Source organism: Flammeovirga sp. AWQ4_249 (genome assembly GCF_056161045.1).
The window spans coordinates 39415-59286 of record NZ_JBSWYJ010000008.1; the positions used below are offsets into that span (position 1 = coordinate 39415).

The 19872-nt window shown below is 30.8% G+C and carries 20 protein-coding genes; 14 read left to right on the plus strand and 6 right to left on the minus strand.

The window, feature by feature from the left end:
* Positions 1 to 23: 23 nt before the first annotated feature.
* Positions 24 to 512 (minus strand): thioredoxin family protein, encoded by a 489-nt coding sequence (locus tag ACXAHM_RS08435; protein ID WP_474959985.1) that lies wholly within the window; start codon positions 510 to 512, stop codon positions 24 to 26.
* Between the two features lie 375 nt (positions 513 to 887).
* Between ACXAHM_RS08435 and nrfH the strand changes: the two genes are divergently transcribed.
* The 5 genes from nrfH (at position 888) to ACXAHM_RS08460 (ending at position 7519) form a co-directional block, all read left to right on the plus strand.
* On the plus strand, positions 888 to 1481 hold the full coding sequence (nrfH, locus tag ACXAHM_RS08440) for a cytochrome c nitrite reductase small subunit (protein ID WP_474959986.1): 594 nt from the start codon (positions 888 to 890) through the stop codon (positions 1479 to 1481).
* Positions 1482 to 1486: 5 nt separating this feature from the next.
* The gene (gene nrfA, locus ACXAHM_RS08445) at positions 1487 to 2998 is read left to right on the plus strand and encodes an ammonia-forming cytochrome c nitrite reductase (RefSeq protein ID WP_474959987.1); all 1512 of its coding nucleotides are present in this window, start codon (positions 1487 to 1489) and stop codon (positions 2996 to 2998) included.
* Between the two features lie 112 nt (positions 2999 to 3110).
* Positions 3111 to 6266, plus strand: a complete 3156-nt coding sequence (locus tag ACXAHM_RS08450; protein ID WP_474959988.1) for a cytochrome c biogenesis protein — start codon at positions 3111 to 3113, stop codon at positions 6264 to 6266.
* Positions 6267 to 6568: 302 nt separating this feature from the next.
* Positions 6569 to 6916: an SRPBCC family protein gene (locus tag ACXAHM_RS08455; RefSeq protein ID WP_474960115.1), complete on the plus strand. Its 348-nt coding sequence runs from the start codon at positions 6569 to 6571 to the stop codon at positions 6914 to 6916.
* Positions 6917 to 7141: 225 nt separating this feature from the next.
* A complete protein-coding gene (locus ACXAHM_RS08460; protein ID WP_474959989.1) occupies positions 7142 to 7519 on the plus strand; it encodes a hypothetical protein in 378 nt (125 codons plus the stop codon).
* 69 nt (positions 7520 to 7588) lie between these two features.
* Here the strand turns inward: ACXAHM_RS08460 and ACXAHM_RS08465 are convergent, their stop codons facing one another.
* The 3 genes from ACXAHM_RS08465 to ACXAHM_RS08475 all read right to left on the minus strand — a co-directional run bounded on the left by ACXAHM_RS08465 (position 7589) and on the right by ACXAHM_RS08475 (position 10256).
* Positions 7589 to 8221 carry an HAD family hydrolase gene (locus ACXAHM_RS08465; protein WP_474959990.1) on the minus strand — a complete coding sequence of 211 codons (633 nt, stop codon included), beginning with the start codon at positions 8219 to 8221 and terminating at the stop codon, positions 7589 to 7591.
* Positions 8222 to 8230: 9 nt separating this feature from the next.
* Positions 8231 to 9166, minus strand: coding sequence for a CPBP family intramembrane glutamic endopeptidase (locus ACXAHM_RS08470; RefSeq protein ID WP_474959991.1), 936 nt, complete (start codon positions 9164 to 9166; stop codon positions 8231 to 8233).
* A 259-nt stretch (positions 9167 to 9425) separates the two neighbouring features.
* A complete protein-coding gene (locus ACXAHM_RS08475) occupies positions 9426 to 10256 on the minus strand; it encodes a sulfurtransferase (protein WP_474959992.1) in 831 nt (276 codons plus the stop codon).
* 201 nt (positions 10257 to 10457) lie between these two features.
* Here ACXAHM_RS08475 and ACXAHM_RS08480 point away from each other — a divergent pair, with 201 nt between their 5' ends.
* The 5 genes from ACXAHM_RS08480 to ACXAHM_RS08500 all read left to right on the plus strand — a co-directional run bounded on the left by ACXAHM_RS08480 (position 10458) and on the right by ACXAHM_RS08500 (position 14293).
* Positions 10458 to 10994, plus strand: a complete 537-nt coding sequence (locus ACXAHM_RS08480; RefSeq protein WP_474959993.1) for a DinB family protein — start codon at positions 10458 to 10460, stop codon at positions 10992 to 10994.
* Positions 10991 to 11644 carry a bifunctional 4-hydroxy-2-oxoglutarate aldolase/2-dehydro-3-deoxy-phosphogluconate aldolase gene (locus tag ACXAHM_RS08485; RefSeq protein ID WP_474959994.1) on the plus strand — a complete coding sequence of 218 codons (654 nt, stop codon included), beginning with the start codon at positions 10991 to 10993 and terminating at the stop codon, positions 11642 to 11644. The genes ACXAHM_RS08480 and ACXAHM_RS08485 overlap by 4 nt, the downstream gene beginning before the upstream one ends.
* Before the next feature lies 1 nt (position 11645).
* Complete coding sequence (locus ACXAHM_RS08490; RefSeq protein ID WP_474959995.1) at positions 11646 to 12155, plus strand: hypothetical protein; 510 nt, start codon at positions 11646 to 11648, stop codon at positions 12153 to 12155.
* A 352-nt stretch (positions 12156 to 12507) separates the two neighbouring features.
* Positions 12508 to 12972, plus strand: a complete 465-nt coding sequence (locus ACXAHM_RS08495; protein WP_474959996.1) for a hypothetical protein — start codon at positions 12508 to 12510, stop codon at positions 12970 to 12972.
* 151 nt (positions 12973 to 13123) lie between these two features.
* Positions 13124 to 14293, plus strand: coding sequence for an SHOCT domain-containing protein (locus ACXAHM_RS08500; protein ID WP_474959997.1), 1170 nt, complete (start codon positions 13124 to 13126; stop codon positions 14291 to 14293).
* A 367-nt stretch (positions 14294 to 14660) separates the two neighbouring features.
* Here the strand turns inward: ACXAHM_RS08500 and ACXAHM_RS08505 are convergent, their stop codons facing one another.
* A complete protein-coding gene (locus ACXAHM_RS08505; protein WP_474959998.1) occupies positions 14661 to 15206 on the minus strand; it encodes a helix-turn-helix domain-containing protein in 546 nt (181 codons plus the stop codon).
* 1153 nt (positions 15207 to 16359) lie between these two features.
* On the minus strand, positions 16360 to 17406 hold the full coding sequence (locus ACXAHM_RS08510; RefSeq protein ID WP_474959999.1) for an IS110 family RNA-guided transposase: 1047 nt from the start codon (positions 17404 to 17406) through the stop codon (positions 16360 to 16362).
* A 388-nt stretch (positions 17407 to 17794) separates the two neighbouring features.
* On the opposite strand from ACXAHM_RS08510, the gene ACXAHM_RS08515 reads away from it, so the two are divergent.
* The 4 genes from ACXAHM_RS08515 (at position 17795) to ACXAHM_RS08530 (ending at position 19835) form a co-directional block, all read left to right on the plus strand.
* Complete coding sequence (locus ACXAHM_RS08515; RefSeq protein WP_474960000.1) at positions 17795 to 18238, plus strand: hypothetical protein; 444 nt, start codon at positions 17795 to 17797, stop codon at positions 18236 to 18238.
* A 349-nt stretch (positions 18239 to 18587) separates the two neighbouring features.
* Entirely contained in the window at positions 18588 to 19004 is a 417-nt protein-coding gene (locus tag ACXAHM_RS08520; protein ID WP_474960001.1) for a hypothetical protein, read from the plus strand.
* A gap of 99 nt (positions 19005 to 19103) precedes the next feature.
* Complete coding sequence (locus tag ACXAHM_RS08525; protein WP_474960002.1) at positions 19104 to 19391, plus strand: hypothetical protein; 288 nt, start codon at positions 19104 to 19106, stop codon at positions 19389 to 19391.
* A gap of 84 nt (positions 19392 to 19475) precedes the next feature.
* A complete protein-coding gene (locus tag ACXAHM_RS08530; protein ID WP_474960003.1) occupies positions 19476 to 19835 on the plus strand; it encodes a DUF2380 domain-containing protein in 360 nt (119 codons plus the stop codon).
* The last annotated feature ends 37 nt before the right edge of the window (positions 19836 to 19872 follow it).

The window sequence follows — 19872 nt, forward strand, 5'->3', positions numbered from 1 at the left end:
TGGTATGAATAGTATTCTTTATCTTAATTTGATGGAGTGTTCTTGAAATCATTTTCAACGCTTTCGATCCAATTTTCAGGTCCACCCTTTACATAACCCGTTTGAATCATTTTTTTATCTTTGATCATAAAGATAGTAGGATAACCTCTCACTTGAAATTCTTGAGCTAGGTATTGATTTTGTGATCTCAGAAGATCGCTTTGTTTAATTCCTTTAGGAAAGTCAATTTCTAGAAGAATAACTTTATTCTCCTTTACCCAGTCTTTAAACTCTTCAGTATCGAAAATTTCAGCTTTAATTTTTTTGCACCATCCACACCAATCACTTCCTGTAAAATTTAAAATAATTGGTAGATTTTCTTTTTCCATTAATTGAAAGGCTTCATTGGCATCATTTGTCCATCCTTCATTACTGACTTTATCAGTTACTTTAGGAATTTCTTTATTTGCTTGTGCGTAAGTCACACCTAGTAAACCCAAGAAAAGGGTTAAGGTTAATAGTATATTTTTCATAATGAATTAATAATATGATAATCGTTCCAACAAATATAATTAAAATACCTTATCTATTCTGTGAAGAAGCTCACATATTATTACATAACTATAGAATATTATACATTTTAAAGAATTTTTAAGACTTTAATAATATTAATGAATTAATCTTCATTTAGTAAATCATAATGACAAAGAGCAACTAAAAAAAGTGATACAAATCATCGAAATATTAATACGTAAAGCACTGAAAATGAGTCAACTTTAGAATGATTCTAAAAAAGAAAAAAGTGACAAAAAATCTCTAATTTTTAAAATGTTATACACATATTTGTTGATGTAGATATGAAAATGCTACTATAAAAAATATAAATACAAAGAATGTGAATTTTTCTTATGCTAAATAAGTTAATACCTCCCAAGCAGTGGCAACCCGTCGTAATAGCATTATTCGGTGCGATTGTAGGTTTGGGATTGTACATTGCTCACATTTCTCGAGTGGATTCTTATCTCTCAGATGATCCTACTACTTGTGTGAATTGTCACGTGATGACTCCACAATATGAGAGTTGGAAACATAGTTCACACCGAGAAAGAGCAACCTGTAATGATTGTCATGTACCTCATGATAATGTTGCTTCTAAATATTATTTTAAAGCAAAGGACGGTATGTATCATGCATACATATATACCACTCGTCAGGAACCTCAAGCTATAATAATGCATGAGGCAGGGCGAGAAGTTGTGCAACAAAACTGTATCCGTTGTCATGGAGATCAAGTGGTAGATGCTCAAACAGCAGCTTGGGTTCCTTCAAATTTTCATGATAGGACTGATAGAGCATGTTGGGAATGTCACCGTGAAGTTCCTCATGGAAGGGTGAGAAGCTTATCATCCGTTGGACTAGGGATTGAACAACTTCCTGTTCAGAATAAAAAGAAAGATTTTGTACCAAAGTGGCTGAAAGAAGCCTTAAATGATAAAAAATAAATTTTATGAGTTCTAAAGTAAAGAATTGGCTATTATTTTTTGCCACTTGTTTAGTTGTAGTCTTGTTGGCAATGTTAGGGAGTAATATTGCGGAAAGACGTAGCGAGTCACAATTCGCTTACCAACCCAAAGTAAAAGTTACAAAGTTTGAACCTCGTAATGAGCTTTGGGGAAAAAATTACCCACGTCAATATCAGTCATTCCTTAAAACTGACGAGGAAACATTTAAGACCATGAATAATGGTAATATCTTAACGGATGCATTAGAAGAGTCTCCAGAGCTTGTAGTACTTTGGGCAGGATATGGTTTCTCAAAAGATTATAACCAACCTAGAGGTCACCAACATGCTGTTGAAGATATTAGAAATACTTTAAGAACAGGAGGTCCTTCCGAAACAAAGAATAGCCCAATGCCAAGTACATGTTGGACTTGTAAATCTCCAGATGTACCAAGATTAATGAATGAAATTGGGATCGCAGAGTTTTATGCTGGAAATTGGAAAGATAAAGGTGCTCAAATTGTCAATAATATTGGTTGTGCAGATTGTCATAATAATGAGACAATGGAATTGCAAATTTCAAGACCTGCATTAATTGAGGCATTCCAGTCTATGGGTAAAGATATTGATAAAGCATCTCACCAAGAAATGAGATCTTTAGTTTGTGCACAATGTCACGTAGAATACTATTTCAACAAACACGATCCACAAGAAGGTGTTCCTTATTTAACTTTCCCTTGGAAAAACGGTTTAACTGTTGAAGATGCTGAAAAGTATTATGATGATATGAACTTTAGTGATTGGACACACAAATTATCAAAAACACCAATGCTAAAAGCACAACACCCTGGGTATGAAACGACAATGCAAGGTATTCATGCGAAGAGAGGCGTATCATGTGCTGACTGTCATATGCCTTACAAAACAGAGGGTGGACAAAAATTTACAGATCACCATATTCAGTCTCCTTTAGCAAATCCAGCTAATTCATGCCAAGTTTGTCATAGAGAGGAAGAAAAGGAATTGGTGGAAAATGTTTATTCTAACCAAAGAAAAATTAAGGAAGGAGCAAAACGTTTAGAGAAGCTTTTAGTTAGAGCTCACGTTGAAGCGAAGAAAGCTTGGGATTTAGGAGCGACTGAAGCACAAATGAAACCTATCCAAATGGACATTCGTCATGCACAATGGAGATGGGATTATGCTGTAGCATCACATGGTGGTTCATTCCATGCGCCTGTAGAGATTGGTAGAATTATCACAACAGGTACGGATAAAGCGCAAGAGGCTCGAGTAAAATTAGCGAGACTTTTAGCAGAGCTTGGATATGATAAAGAAGTGCCTTATCCAGATATCGAAACAAAAGCTAAAGCACAACAATATGTCGGTTTAGATATGGAAAAATTAGAAGCTGAAAAGAAATCATTTAAGGAAAACTTACTTCCTAAGTGGATCAAAGAAGCTCAAGCTAGAGAGGCAAAATACGGTGTAGAAGAAGTAGAAACTGTTTCTGTGAAGTAGTATTCGCTAATCTATTGAAATGCTGTTGTTTATGGTCGTAACAAACCTAAATAACAGCATTTTTTTTGTACTATAATTAGATATACAACGATTTGTATGTTATTTTTAAACTATGCAAAAATTATTCAAAATTATATTTTCAAACAAGCTTACATTAGTTTGCTTGCTTCTATATGGTTTCTCAATGGCTTATGCTACTTTCGTTGAAAATGACTTTGGGACACCTGCTGCAAGAGAAATGATTTATAATGCTGTCTGGTTCGAAGTACTACAAGCATTACTAGGATTAAACTTCATTGGCAACATATTTAAGTATAAATTACTACGCGTTGAAAAAATTGGAGTTCTAACATTTCACGTTGCTTTCATTGTTATTTTACTAGGTGCTTTTGTGACTCGCTATTTTGGTTATGAAGGAAATATCCGTATTAGAGAAGGTGCAAGTAGTAATCAAATTATCTCATTGGAAAGATATTTTCAAGCACACATTCATGGGAATGGAGTGAATGAAGAATTTAAAAAGAAAAGTATTTTTACTCAGTTACATCAACCCAATTATAATTGGGAAACAACCAATAATGGAGATAAGATTGTTGTAAAACCAAAATCTTTTGTTCCTGATGCAGTTCAATCTGTTGTTGAGGGAGAAATCAACGATGCAGTAATTGAAATTGTAACGACCACTGAACAAGGAAGAACATCAATTTTTCTGGAAAAAGGGAAAAGTATGTTTATTTCAGGTCAAGAAATTACATTTGATCATTTCAAAGAGGGTGCGATTAATATAAAAGAGACATCAAATGATTATTCTGTTTTTGCCCCTGAAAAATTGAACTATTTCATTATGTCTAGTCAACAAGGAGGCGCAACTCCAGCACAGACTGAAGAAAAATTACAACAAAGAGCCCTTTATACAATGGGTGACTTAAAATTTGTAATTAAAGATATTTATGATGGTCAAAAATTAGGGTATTCATCAGCTACTACTAAAAAGATGAAAGCTCAATCAGCAGATTTATTATTTGTAGATGTTTCGGTGAATGACCAAACACAAGAAGTGATATTGGCAAGTTTACAAGGTGTAGTTACGCCATTTAAAGATGTGAATATTGGTGGTTATCATATTGAATTATCCTACGGTGCAGTGGTAACTGAACTACCTTTTTCATTGTTCTTAAATAACTTTGAGATGGAAAAATATCCAGGTTCTGATAATCCTTCTGCTTATTCAAGTGAAGTTATTGTGCAAGATGGAGATTTAACTTTCCCTTATACCATTTTCATGAATAATGTATTGGATTATAAAGGGTATAGATTCTTCCAATCTTCTTTTGATCAAGATGAAAAAGGTACTATTCTTTCTGTCAATCAAGATAGACCAGGTACTTTAATTACATATATAGGATATACTTTAATGACATTAGGAATGCTTTACTCTTTCTTTGAGAAAAAATCTAGGTTCCGTATTGTTAGTGGAAAACTTTCTAAACTTAAAGCTTCTCAAGTAAATGTATTTTTACTTTTTGCTCTTCTTTCATTTGTAGGAATACAAAATGTAAAAGCACAAACAGCTGAAGAAGAAGCAATGATGCTCAAAATCAAAGAAAGGTCGCAATATATTGATCCACATCACGCCGAAAATTTTGGACGTTTGTTGGTTCAAGACATGGATGGAAGGTTAAAACCTATCAATACATTAAGTTCTGAGTTTCTAAGAAAGTTAACCCGTAAGTCTTCTTATAAATTAGAAAGACCTGATGGTTCTGTCGAAAAAATGAATAGTGATCAACTATTCTTAGCCTTACATATTGACCCTACTTATTGGCAAACTGCTCCATTAATCAAAGTAGATGAAGATGCAGGAAAAGCTATTTTTGATAAAATCCAAAAAGAGTCTTCTGACTTAGTTTCTTTTGATGATTTAATTACCACTGAAGGAGACTATATGTTGAGAACTATGGTGGATGAGGCACAAAAGAAAAAGCCATCGGAGAGAGGTGAATTAGATAAAGAAGTAATTAATGTTGATGAACGATTTAATATTCTTTTTCAAGGTTTATCAGGCAATTATCTGAAAGTTTTTCCTGCGCCAAATGATCCAGATAACAATTGGTACAATGCTAATTTTGTAGGTAACCCATTTGCTCAAGAAGATTCTGCCTTTGTACGAAATATACTTAAAGTATATTACATGGAGATTTTGAAAGCAAGAGAATCTAATGATTGGCAAGAAGCTGATACAAACCTTAGCTACGTTCGAACTTTCCAAAAAGTAATGGGTAAAGATATTTACCTTTCAAACAAAGCTATCGATTGGGAATTACGTTATAATAAGCTGAATATCTTCAATAACTTATTCCCTATTTATTGGTTGTTGGGTATTTACTTACTTGTATTTGCCTTATTAAAAGTTTTCTATAAAACGAAAGGAATACGGATTGCTTATACCGCCGGTATTGGATTAGGGTTTAGTGCTTTCCTTGCATTTACTTTTAATTTAGCCTTAAGATGGTATATCGCACAATATCCACCTTGGACGAATGGATATGAAATGTTGATTTTGGTAGCATGGTCATTATTCTTATTTGGATTTATCTTCTATAAGAAAAGTGATTTCATCATGCCACTTGTATCTCTATTTGGTGGGACACTTCTTTTTGTAAGTTTCTTGGATTGGTTAAATCCAGAAATCACAAATTTAGTCCCAGTTTTAAAATCATATTGGTTAAAAATACACGTAGCCATCATTGTAAGTAGTTATGCTCCTCTTGCCTTATCAGGCTTGTTAGGGTTTATCAATTTGATATTTATGGTGGTTCAAAATAAGAAATTTAAAAACCCAATTTTAGAATTAACCTATATCAGCGAATTGTCTATGACGATTGGTTTGTATATGTTGGCAATAGGAACATTCTTAGGTGGTGTTTGGGCCAATGAGTCTTGGGGACGTTATTGGGGTTGGGATCCTAAAGAAACTTGGGCGTTAATTTCAGTAATTGTATATTCTGTAGTTCTTCACTTAAGATTAGTGCCAGCATTAAAAGGAACATACATTTTTAACCTTAGTAGTTTACTTGCTTTTTCATCAATTGTGATGACTTCTTTTGGAGTAAATTACTATTTAACTGGATTACATAGTTATGCAACAGGAGACCCAGTTCCAATCCCAACTTTCGTATACTATGTTGTGGCAATGGTATTAATTTTAGCTATCGCTGCCTATTTTAGAGAAAGTAATACAAAAATAAAACATAAAAAAATTGATTGATTATCAGCTTAGTAGGAGTTATTAATAATTTGTATAATAAAAATATTTTTGATTTTTCACATTATTTCCTAACTTCATATTGGGTAAAGAATCATAGATATTGTAAAAGATATCTAAAAAGTAATACTCCCCTAATTAAATTTTTTAGTTAGGGGTTTTATTTTGCCCAAAAATCGATGAGCTAATTCTTCAAATTATTGATCTATTTCTCCCAATTTCTCCTTTGAATGCGACCTACATTTGTAATAAGAAATCTATTCAAAAACTTAATACTCTTATTACGATGAAAATTAAAAAATAAAATCACAATCAACGCTAGAATTGATAAAGTATGGTCAGTATTTGCAGAAGACTTCCATAATGCTTACTTGTGGATGTCTGCTGTTCCACATTCCTATCAAATTGAATCAGTAGAAAAAGTAAACAATGCTCCAATGGTGGGTAGAATTTGTGAATTATCAAATAAAGGAGCCAGTGGAATACAAGCTGATGAAAGAATTCTTTTGTTTGATCCAGAAAATCATAGACTGACTATTGAAGTTAAACCTTTTAATGGTAATGTTCCTGTGGTAAAAAATACGTTGAGAGTAGCATTTACTATTCGGTCACCATATGAAACAGAAGTTTTTTTAACTCTTCAATTGAATTAAAATTAATTGGGAAATTATTATTTCCGTTAGTGAAACAAGGTTTAAAGAAATCTTTAGATGACATTTTAGAAGAATTAAAATACTTTATTGAACAAGAAGAAGTTCATCCAAGAAAACAGAAAAAACTTTTAAAATCAGCCTCTTAATTATCTTAAATATGTTTTTGTATATTCCTTCGATGTGTTTACTTTGATAGTAAGTTCAAAAGAAATAAATACGGAACATATGTCAACTTTAGAAAAACTAAAAGTATTAAATAGTAATGATCAAGTAGTGAATCATGAATTTTTGTTACATGAAGATCATTATGATTTACTGATGGATTTAGCAGAAGCAGAAACGGATGATGAAGAGGAGGATATATTTAAACAAATGTCTGATATACCTAATTTGGCATATATCGCTTCCATTATAGAAACATGGGAAAATATTGTTGGTTCTGCAGCTATCAAAAATGAAATTGATAAAGGGCATGAAGTAAAGATGGATGAAAAGTCAGAATTAGAAGAAACAATCTGTGAGGAACTTTCTAATGATTTTTCTCGATTTACTGTTGAAATTGATGGAGAGGTTATTCGAGTACAAGTAACTCCGAATAATTAATAACATAGTTTTTATTTTCAAAAGGTCATTTTCATAAAGTTAGAAAATGACCTTTTCTATTATAGCAAACTACTTTTGTAGCATAGGAATTAATTCTTCAAAACTTTTTCCTTTCCAAATATGTGTGGCCGCCTGATTTACCTCTTCATATTTTGAATGTGTGGCAAATGAAATGTCGGAATGATCGAATAGGTCAATATCTGATTTCCCATCGCCAAAAGAAATGACCTTTCCATCAATTGCATACTTTTCGATGACTTCTTTGAGAATGATATCCTTTTTGAATTCTTCAACATGTACAATCACTTTTCCTGTACATACTTCATTTTGAAAGACTATTTCGTTAGATATAACAAAATCCAAACCCACGAGTTGTGCTGTAATGTCATTAAATAAGGAAAGACCTGTAGAAATCCCAATGCATAGATAATTGTTCTTTTTTAGGTAATGGATTAATGCTTGAATACCATCCCTAATTGGGTTGGCCATCAAAGGCTTTATCATTTCCTCCTTAGATTTTCCGGACCATAGTTGTGCATCCTGTTCACACATTTCATGGTAAGATATCGTATTCTCTAACCAGTTTTTATATATACTACTTCCTTCTGCTCCTGTATCAAAATGATTATGAAGCATCATCCATGGGTCTACAATTTCTCTTATTGTACCGTCGATGTCAAAAACGGCAATTGACTTTTTCATGATAAGATTTTAAAGCTGTAGGAAAGCAAACAACTCCATCAATAGTGCAATACCTATGTGTATGATAATTCCACCCCAGAGGTTTTTTGAATAATAAGCAAGTACACCTAAAATATAGCCTCCAAAAATAGAACTTACTGCTTCTCCAATGGGTTTTCCAAAGTGAAATACAGCATAAGTTATTGCCATTGGGATAACAACATCTTTTCCTAAATATTTGGTGAGGGCAAAGATAAGAATTCCTCTAAAAAATAGTTCTACACCAAAAAACTCTAAGGCATAAATGAATTCATAAATACCAATAAATAACCATTGTGGTAGTTCATATAGAACAGCAATTTTATCAGTTTTAGCATATTTGACAAAAGGATAAAATTTCTGAAAACCTTCTGTAAAAGATGCACCAACAATAAATGGAGCAATTAATAATAGAAGTATAAAATAGGGTTTTAGGTTTGTTGCCTTGAAATCTAACCCATAAAAGTTTCGGAGATAATTTTTATCAAAAGTAAAGTATAATAAAGTAGCACCGGTAAATACAATAGAAACTTTTCTAAATTTTGAAAGGACTCTATGGATATAAATACGTTCAACACCTACAAACTGATTGGCAATATACGTATGATAATAAAAGGATCTAGATATTGCTAAGAGTGCAAATATGCAACAAAATTTTATCCAAAACTCCTTTTCTTTTGGTAGTAAATCCATCTTATTAGAATAACGGATAATCACTAATGTAACGAGATATGAAATACTATGATATAAGAAAAATGCAACTGCTTTTAAGGGGGTATATTTAATTTTATCGATGTAAGAATCTTCAAAATCAAAATAGTAATTGAATCCAAGTAATAGAATTGCCCAAACAATAATGGCTGAAAGGGAGGAAAGTTTAAGATATTCCTTTTGAAAATCTCTAAAGTAGTTTAGTAAAAGTTTCATTCCTCGAAAGTATAAAATTTAAGGTAGAAACTAAAGGACAAAAAAATACCCCAATCTATTGATAGGGGCAATTTCTTGAAGTTAGAAAATACACTTGCTTCAAAATTGAAGTAAGTTCATTGTATTTATTTTGTGAATGAAAACTTCCAACGATGTATTATCTTATAGAAGATATTCTTTTTTTCTTTTTTAAAACTAATAATTAAAACGCTGTTTCATCAAGTCAGATTATTGAATTTCGATTATTTCCTATCAAAATTCAGCTTTTAGAAATAGGGTGATTACTTTGTCCCCATTCAGACCATGATCCATCATAAATTGCCATATCATTATCGAGAACTTCTGAGGCAGCAAGATGCAGAATAGCTGCAGTAATACCGGATCCGCATGTGAAAACTAATTTTTTATCCGTATTTAATATGGATCCAAAGATGGACTTTAGTGCTTTAGGGTCCTTTAGTTTACCTTGCTCAAGGACTTCTTTAAACGGTATATTGAACGAATTTGGGATATGACCACTCTGCATTCCAGGCCTTGGTTCTTCAACACTCCCATCAAAACGTTGCTTTCCTCTAGCATCTACCACACATTCTTGATTTGTACTAATATTTTGGACTATATCATCCATATACCTTACCTTTTCAGGGTTTAATTGAGCTTTGAAATTGCCAGGAGAGTAGTTAGGCTCATCCTTTTTGTCTACTACTTCATATCCATCTTCTATCCATGCAGGCAATCCTCCATCTAATACTTTGACATTTTCATGTCCCATAGTTTTGAACATCCACCATGCTCTTGGGCTAGAAAACAACCCAATATTATCATAAACTACGATGGTACTTTCATTATTAATACCCAATTTTTGTGCTTCTCTCTCAAATTGATCCTTTGAAGGAAAAGTATTTGGTAACCCACTGTTCGTATTGCTAAATGTATTTTTGATATCAAAGAAACGAGCACTATCTATCTTTTTATTGGGAAATTTTGTGGCTAAACCAGCAGCTTTACCATCAAGACTTGCATCTAAAAGGATAACATTCTTCTCTTTAAGAAGTAATGAAAGTTCAGATGGTGATATTAAGTTTTTCATTGAAATTGGATGAATTTTTTTCGTAAAAGCTTATTTTTATAGTAATATTATAAAGACTTAATTGTACTATAGCTTAAAAATAGGAAAAGATTAATTTCAATTTTATTTTCCTTGAAATTTTTTTCCATTGGAATCGTTATCAATATTGGAAAGAACACAAAGTCTATAATTTTGAATCGCATTCACTAAAGAAAATTTTTTATGAAAAAGAAAGACCTTCCTTTTATACCTGAATTTTTTGATAGGTATATCAACAGAGTAGATGACTCATTATCAGTAGTAGATGCGCTGTCAGAAACAATTGTGACGATCAACGAAGAGTTTGTTTTAAACTTGAAAAGCTTAGGGTTCTCTGTTTATGCAGCTAACAAGTGGACAACTAATGAATTGCTTCAACATATGATTGATACGGAACGTATTTTGGCTTACCGTGCATTAACTATCGCAAGAGAAGATAAAACTAACCTTCCAGGTTTTGAAGAAAATGATTATGTCGTAAGTAGTATGGCAAATCATAGAGAATTGGATGATCTTATCAATGAGTTTCAGATTTTAAGAGTCAATACCATCTCACTTTTCAAAAGTTTTACTGATGAGATGTTGTTACAAGTAGGGAGTGCAAATGGTGTTGAAATTTCTACTTTAGCCCTTGGGTTTACTATCGCTGGACATCAGCTACATCATATGGCAATTTTAAAAGAAAGATATTTTCCATTACTTGATACTGTAGAATCATGATTAATACATTTTCTGTAAGTGCTTTTGAGAGAGCACCAATAATGGGTGTTTTAAGAGGAGTGACATGGGATACCTTAAAACGTATTTTGCCTTTATATGAAGAGGCAGGGCTGACGACTGTTGAAGTCACCATGAATACACCTAAAGCTGAGGTGCTTATTCATAATGCAGTAAAAAAATTTCCAAACTTGAATATTGGTGCAGGAACCGTTTGTTCTATTCAAGATTTGGATAAAGCATTGCATGCAGGGGCTCAATTTATTGTAACACCTATTCTCAATAAAGACCTTTTCAGTAAATGTAAAACAAGTAGTAGACCAATTTTTCCTGGTGCATTTACGCCTTCCGAGATTTATCAAGCATGGGAGTGGGGTGCTACTGCGGTCAAAGTTTTTCCTTGTTCTCAATTAGGACCACAATATATTAAAGATATAAAAGGACCTTTGGGGCACATTCCATTATTGCCAATGGGAGGAATAAGTCAAGAAAATATGTTCGAGTATTTTAAACTTGGCGTTTATGGTGTAGGTATGGGTGGAACAGCTCTTTTTACACCAAAGTTAATGGAGGAAGGAAACGAAACCGAATTATTGGCACACTTTAAGAATGTTTCTAGTACCTTAGAGAAAATAAAAACCTTATTAAAATAGTATGAATCAACAATTGCCCTATCAAGAAATACCTAAACTTCCAGAACAAACAAACGCAGCTACAGTAATAAGTAGATTAGTAGACGGTTTAGGCTTTAGATATCATTGGGGAACGGAAGGCTTAACAGCATCTGATATCAAATTCAGACCTGTGGAATCAAGTAGAGATATGTTAGAGTTATTAGAGCATATCTATAATTTAGCATTTGCAGCACATAAAGTACTGACAAATGATACCTCTTCAAAAAAAGATATTTCAACGTATGAGGAATATCGAAAAGAAACACTTGAATTGTACTGGAATCTAAGTCAACATTTGAAGACAATGGATCCTACAAAATTAGAAAATTACAATTATAATGGAGCTACTCAATCGTTTCCATTTTGGTATTTAATTAATGGTCAAATAGCTGATGCTTTGACACATGTAGGCCAAATTGTAAGTTGGAGAAGAATAAACGGAAATCCTCAACCTAAGGGAGTAAATGTATTCTTAGGAACAAAGAGTTAATAAAAAATGACCATTATAGTAATGAGTTTTCTAAGAAAATGAAAAATTTTAGAAAATATCAAAAAATACTTAAAAATGGTTATTGCTTAATTGTATTAAAACTACTTAAATTTGAACTACATTTATTAAGTTACAAAAGTAGTTATATCCCTTTATTGGGATTAGAAAAACATCATTCTTTGAGTGATGTTTTTTTCTTTTTCTAAGATGAAGGATGATGTATGTTAATTTTATGATCTTTTTTTTATAAAATTCTACAAATCATCCTATTTGTTTGTTTTCATTAATGATCTAAATTTCAATGTCAATATTTTTTTATTTTAGTTTGTAGTCTAACTAAATAAATATTGAAATGTTACTACGATTCTTTACACTACTTACATTTTTATTAGTATCGATTACCGGTTTTTCCCAAACCATTGAAGGAATTCAATTCGGAGAAGAAGAACAAAAGTCAAATTTTGTGGAACACGATGGTATTATCTTCCAAGTCATACCTGTAGAAGATGAGGCAACAGAAAAAGCATGTGGTGTTATGTATATCCCTGTTAATAAAGAAACAATGATACCTACTACATTGAAAGCAAAACATGTAAGGTCTTTTGAAAAAGCAATGGAAAAAGAATATGAAATTTCATTGGATAGTGTTTTACACTATAATGAAGATGCAACATTAAAATTTGCCATTGAAAAAGAAGAAGGCATTGAATATGAATTCAACAAAGAAATGATGGGTAATGAATATGATACCTTCTTTGTAATTTGGAATAGAAAACTATCTGTAGATATAAAATCAGATAATTATCGTTCGAGATAATAAAATAATATTTTTGTTAAAAACATCATATGTATAAAATATGGTGCTTTTTTTATCCCCAAAAGTGGGTATTTTTTAATTAATCTTTTTGAGTAATATAAGATAATCGTTAGATTGGTTTGTATTATTTATCTATAAACTATCTATTGTAATGCATAAAAAATTACTTATTTTATTTTTTCTTTTACCTATCTCATTGATTTCACTTTCACAAAATAAAATAACGAAAGAAATCTTACCTGAAATCACTGACAAGGGGGCTATTGTTAGAGTGAAATTTACCAATAATACGGATAAAGCTTTGTATGTTCGTTATCACGAAAAATTTAACTTCAAGGTTAAAGATAGAGGAAATGAAAAAACAGCAACTATTGATGTAATAGATTATTTTCTTTTGATGCCTGGAGCCTCAAATAAAATCAAAAATAAAGAAAGAGATTCTAATTCTGAATTTTGGGGGACTTATTATTGGGAAAAGTACATTGACTCAAAAGTAGTAAAATATGAAATTGAAGAAAACTTCGGAGCTGAAGGTTTTACTAATTTATTGGACCAAAAACTTACCCTTTCCTTAGTTGAAGGAGTAGAAGTGACAATACATCAAGGAAAAATTGATGCTGATGGATCTAAATTATATTTTCAATGGAAAAATAATACATCATCTGATATATCCATTTTATTAGTCTATGAAGTTTTTAATATTAATACTAGTAACATAACTTCATATCAACAATTATCGTCTCCAAAATTTATATCTCCACCTAAAATAAAAGCACATACAGAAGGAGGTACCTATGTCAAATGGTCATCAAAACCTATTCTATTTAAACCAAAATATTTTATAACGAAAACAGGATCAAAATCTGTATTGCAAAATAAAGGTAAAACAATTAGTAAATCACCAATTTCTTCTAGCTTTAAGTTTATTTCTATATCACAGGTCGAAGAATTAAAGAATCATGATCTATATTACAAAATGAATGCATTATCTACTAGCACCAAAAACAATATAAAATGTTATTATACTTTAGAAGAACAATCAGGTTTTATTTGTAAATATGAGTTAGATGATACCATTGTTAATGGTTATCTAAAGAAAACAGTTATAAGTAACCCAAACCCACCTATAAAGCCTACAAAAATAGAAGTTTCAGCTACACGAGCTCCAGCACAAATACCTAAGCCACCAACTCCAAATGTAGCACCAAAAGAAAATGATTTGACAAAAAAGTTGAAGAAGTTAAAAACGTTATATGAAAATGAGTTGATCACCGAAGAGGAATACAATAAAAAGAGAAAAGAATTATTAGAAACTCTTTAAAAAATACCTTATTTATATCACGAATAACGCTATTAAGAAATTTTTTTTTTGATAGCGTTATTTTTTATGTTTTAGCTGAGAAAAAACTAATTAAATAGATCATGCCAACTAACCCAAGACAAAATTGAGTATAAATCAAGAAGGAAAATGTTTAAGACAATCCTATTCAGCACACAAAAAAAATTACGTGAAAAATCGTGAGTAAATGCGAAAACAATCGAAAAAATTGATTTTAAACATAATCTTCAAAAAAATGAGAGCATGAAAATGTTCAAAATAAAAAACTCTCCAAAAAATAGTTTGTGTAACTACTTATGGAGAGTTTTTTTTGAAATTTTTTAGTAATTCTAAAAATGGGGCATGAGTACTAGGCCACCTCTTTATTTAGTGATTGCCTGTGGATTGTTTTTAAATTACATTTTGCGTTTAACAGTTCTTTTTGTTGTTGAGTTTTTTTCTTTTCCAATTCCCAACGTTTCTTTTCGAATCTCACTAACTGATCTAAAAGATCGATATCATTTTTATAATGAAATATCTTTTCCATTCCTAATCTGATTCTGTACCGATTTAACCTCCCGATTCTTTTATCGAACAAAAAGAAGTACTTTCTTCTAACCCAAGGAGTATCTGAATGCCAATAAATAAACCTACGATCAGCATAAAGCTCATATTTGTTTTTCCTTTTGTGGGTATTTTTCCTTTTATACTTTCTAAAACTTCCGACAATTTTCTTTCTTGCCAATGCTAATTCATGTGCTTTTTTGCCATCGTATTTACCATCTATACTATTTCTTTTGATTTCTCTATAGATGGTAGAAATATGTACACCAAGTGCTAAAGCAATTTTCTTTTTGGAAACTTTTGCTTCAATCAATTTTTCAAGTTCTATACGTTGTGCTTTAAAAAGTTGCATTTTGATATTGAAAGATTTTTTAAGGAGACTATTGGTTTGTTAGCTTTAGTTAGAAATCGTTATAGCCTTCGAAATTTATTTGTTGCAATGTTAGATAACACTTGATGTATAAGTCAAATTGATTAATGATAAATACAATGAAATCTTATAATAATTATGTTTATTTTAATTATTGCATTTAAATATTGATAATAGTGTATTTAATTATAGTATTTTGTGTAATAATTATATTTTGTTTTCTAGGTTAAAACATTGGAGAGATTAAACAGCTAAAATAATAGATCAGTACATGTAGGGGCGTATTGTATACGCCCTCTCTCAAAAAGAATAATTCAAAAAAATTCAATATGAATTCATAAAATAGGGTGTTTTATCTTTGGTATAATAAATTGAGTTTCAAGATAAATTGTTTTGTTAGCATTGATCTAATAGAGGGCGTATGCAATACGCCCGTACGAATAGCACACCCCATCCAAATACCGTCAATAGGAATTTAGAATTTCAAATTTTAATAACTAGATTTTCGTTCAGATTAAACAACTAAAATAATGGATACTATAAGAATTGGCTTGACTTTACAAGGATATTTAATTTTAGGTTTTATTTTTCTTGTTATTCTTTTTTTAAATTCAGAAAAAGAATTTGGAAAAAGAAATGAATCCCCCTAATGGTGAAGCACTAACGTCATTACTAAGTATTATTTTATTTAAGTTTCCAAACTTAAAACAACAAAATAAGCCAATCTATCTCTACCTAGATTAATTTTTTCCTATTAATGAAAGAAAAAGAATTGTTAGAAACGCTCTAAAATATCGGTTATTTAAATCATGACTAACGCAATTAAGAAATTGGAATTTTTTGATAGCATTATTTTTTATACTTTAACTGTTCTAAGTATTAAGTCGTAGGCGTTACTTAGAACTATTTCATTGTATAAGGTACTGTCTTAAAAGTCAAGAAAATTCATATAATTTTTCTAAGATTATCTAAAACGTTTCGCTACCGCGGGTTCCTCAAATTTTCATTGCAAAAATTGCAACACTAAAGTGCTAGCAATTTCACCATGAGAAATTTCGAGGTTTATATATTGTTTTTTTTCTGTTATATTTAAAAATATTGAGAAGTTTAGCAATAAACTATCTCGTGTAGCCATTCATGCATAATGTTTGGCTACCTTTTTTTCAGACCCACTGTTCTCCCAATTATAATTTTCTTGGTAATATTCTTCTTTCTTCCAAAGCGTATACATTAGCTTTAGCAGCTTTACTTTTATAGCTACATATCCCTTCATTTTAATATTACTCTTGTCATAAATTCTATTGTAAAGATTTTCGTAAGGAGTAACTTTAAACCTTACCATATTTAATGCAGGCATATGCATTGTTCTTCTAATATGAGCATTCCCCTTTTTGGTAATCCTTGTTTTTCCTTGCCATTTTCCTGATTGATTTTCTTTGATGTCGTACCCTGCATAACTTGCTAGTTGCTTTTGATTTCTTATCAATGCAAAGCCATTTGTTTCTGCTATTACAGCCACAGCAGTTTTAACACCTACTCCTTTGATAGAGGTCATATATCCAATTTTCTTGCTTAAAACCTCATCTTCAAGGGCACATTTCTCTATTTTTTTCTTACATGAATCAATCTGTTTATGAACAGTCTTCAGCGTCATCTCTATACTTTTAATAACTTCTTTGACAGAATGCATTGCATGAGTTAAGGCACTTTTTTGGCATCTTAGAGTAGTTTCCATTTTGTATAAATCCTCTAAATGACGCGTTAATGCTCTTAATTGGTATATTTTTTTAGAAATAGGTTGCCATAATTCAAGCTGTAGTGATAGTCCCATACTTGCTAGTCCTTTTGCATCAATCGGATCATTTTTAGACTTATGACCGATGGAATTCATAAATGCTCTGGCTCTATTTGCTAGCACAATACAAACCTTTTCATCTTTATTGAATAAATACCATGCTAATGCTTCGTGATATACTCCTGTGGCTTCCATCACAATATTGTACTCATATTCTGAATTTATCTTCTTGTTATACCAATCTGATAATTTAGAAAATCCTGAAGATGTATTTTCAAAGGTTTTACTCCCTTTTATTACAAATCTACCTTCATCATTTCTAAATAAAAGGCATACTTTGAAGTCTTGTTTTGCAATGTCAATTCCTAGAGTATAACGTAAATTCATAGTTATATTTTTACGATTAAAAGATACATTTAATATTGATATTCTTATTTAACCTTAACTCATAAATACAGGATAATAACGATTAGAGATTTCCCTCGGTACTGTTCTGGATTACTAAGAATAGTAGAGAAGCCGATCCCTTTTTTACAGTATTACTCTTGGTATACTTAGTTTGTTAACCGTGCTTTCCCTACTTCAATATTTAATACTATATAAGTTATGATTTTTTTGTACTTCTAAGTTTTTACTCTAAGATATGAGTTTGTAACTTATCACAACAAAAAGACTAATCTACCCACAAATAAAGATTTGATGTGTATAAAGCAAAAATTGACATTATTCATAAAATTTTTAAAGGTACAATATGATAATTATTAATAATATTTTTATGCTCTATTATTTAACGTCTATTAATTTGACAATAAATAATATTGTAATAGGAAATGATAAAATTGATTTTGTTTTAACAGTAGAAAATAAATCAGATCAAGAACTGATATTTTATAAACCAACAAAGGATAATATGAAATACGGTGTTTTTAATGTTAAGTTATCAGATTCAAAGTCTGAGAAAATTTTAACAAACTTTTACAAAGGTAATTTAATTTATGATATTGATGAATTATTATTGAATTATACTAATTCAATTTTTCTGAAGCCAAATGAAAAGTATAGCAAGGAATTTTCTTTTGAATGTAAACTTGAAAAAAAAGAATATATTCTAATTGTCGAGTTATTATATAATGAAGTGACTTTTAATTTAATGAACTTAGACCCTTTTGGTAAGGTTTTTAATGAAAATATACTCACACAAACAAAAATTAGTAATTAGGAAACTAAGAATATATTTTAAGTTGATTAGTTGCTACCCACTGTTCGGAGTGTTAAACGCAGTGTCACTCCGAACTTACCAATTGATTAAGTATTTGACATTTAGGATAGTACCTTAAAACAAAAAGCAAACATCAAAAAATGAGATACACTCTCTTCTTTCTATTATTTTTCACAATAAAGGTTTTTCAGGCACAAACCTACTTTGCTAATGCAAGTTTAATTTTAACCGTGCTATATAGAAAACAAAAATATAATACATACGGAATTGGTATAACTCCTGGATATAATTTTGGGGTTCAAAAGAATACAACAAAAAGTAATTGAAGGTTACAATGATTTAATAAAAAATGAAAAATAAGATAGCAATTCTCTGGTTTATTTTCGGTTTCCCATTATTTATTGTATTTAATATTTATCATAATTATGATTTAAAAAATGAGGATAGGAAATATAGTTTAATCAATTATTTCAGCACCTTTAAATATAAAGTAAAAGAATGTTATCAATATAGAGGTTCTTATAATATTATAACAACTACTAATGATAGTATTTACTTCATATTTCAGGAAGATAATGATTTTTTAAAAATCAATAATAATGATAGTTTAATAAAGAAATCAAATAGTAATAATATAACAATACTTTCTCATGGAAAGGAATACATAAGGGAACTTACATATTACCCTAGAAATTCATACTTGCATGAATTAAAAAATGAGGAAGAATACTTAAATAAGTATGGAGAAGTTGAAGAAAAAAGGTAGTTGTTGATTGTAAATCCTTACTTCTACTGTTTGGAATGTTTAAAGCAATATCACTCAGAACATTTCCATTTAAACAAACTAAAATAGCAAAGAAAACTAATGAAAAAATATATCATCTTCAATCTATTACTATTGACAACCTTTATATCCAATATACATGGTCAAACTATTAATGGAATTACACCACAAGCCCCACTAGTAAGGGCAATACAAAGGTATGATGAAGTACCCATAGGAACGTATACAGGCATCCCTGCTATTTCTTATCCTTTATTAGGGTTGAAGAGTGGAGATTTAAACTATCCATTATCTCTTTCCTATCACGCAGGGGGAATAAGAGTATCAGACCAAGCTACCAATGTAGGTTCTAACTGTTTTAAGTATTAAGCCGTAGGCGTTACTTAGAACTATAACATAAACAAATTCGTAGTGACACTATCGTTTCTACGAATAGAGGAGGGTCTTCAGAGAATGATACAAAGAGGGTTTAAGAAAGTTGGAGGCAAGTTTGACCCTGCGATGTATAGAGATATTCTAAGGATTAAAACAGGGATACTCGGAGCTGGTTTTAATTCTCATCATACTTTGCCAAAAAGTAAGGAATTTAACAAGTTCTTCGAACAAGCAGGCTTAGATGTGAATGATCCTACAAATTTGATTTGGAGAGAGCAGAAAAGTCATAGAGGTACAAACTCGACAGGTCATTTAAAGCTTTGGAGAGATTTTATTAAAAGGAATCCAAAGGCAACTAAAGATCAAATATTGAAACAAAGAGATGTAATTGAGAAAAAAGTTTGGGGTAATACGAAAGGTGATAACCCAGAATTTTAAACATATAGGTAATGGAGCAAAAGTTTTATGTTATTGA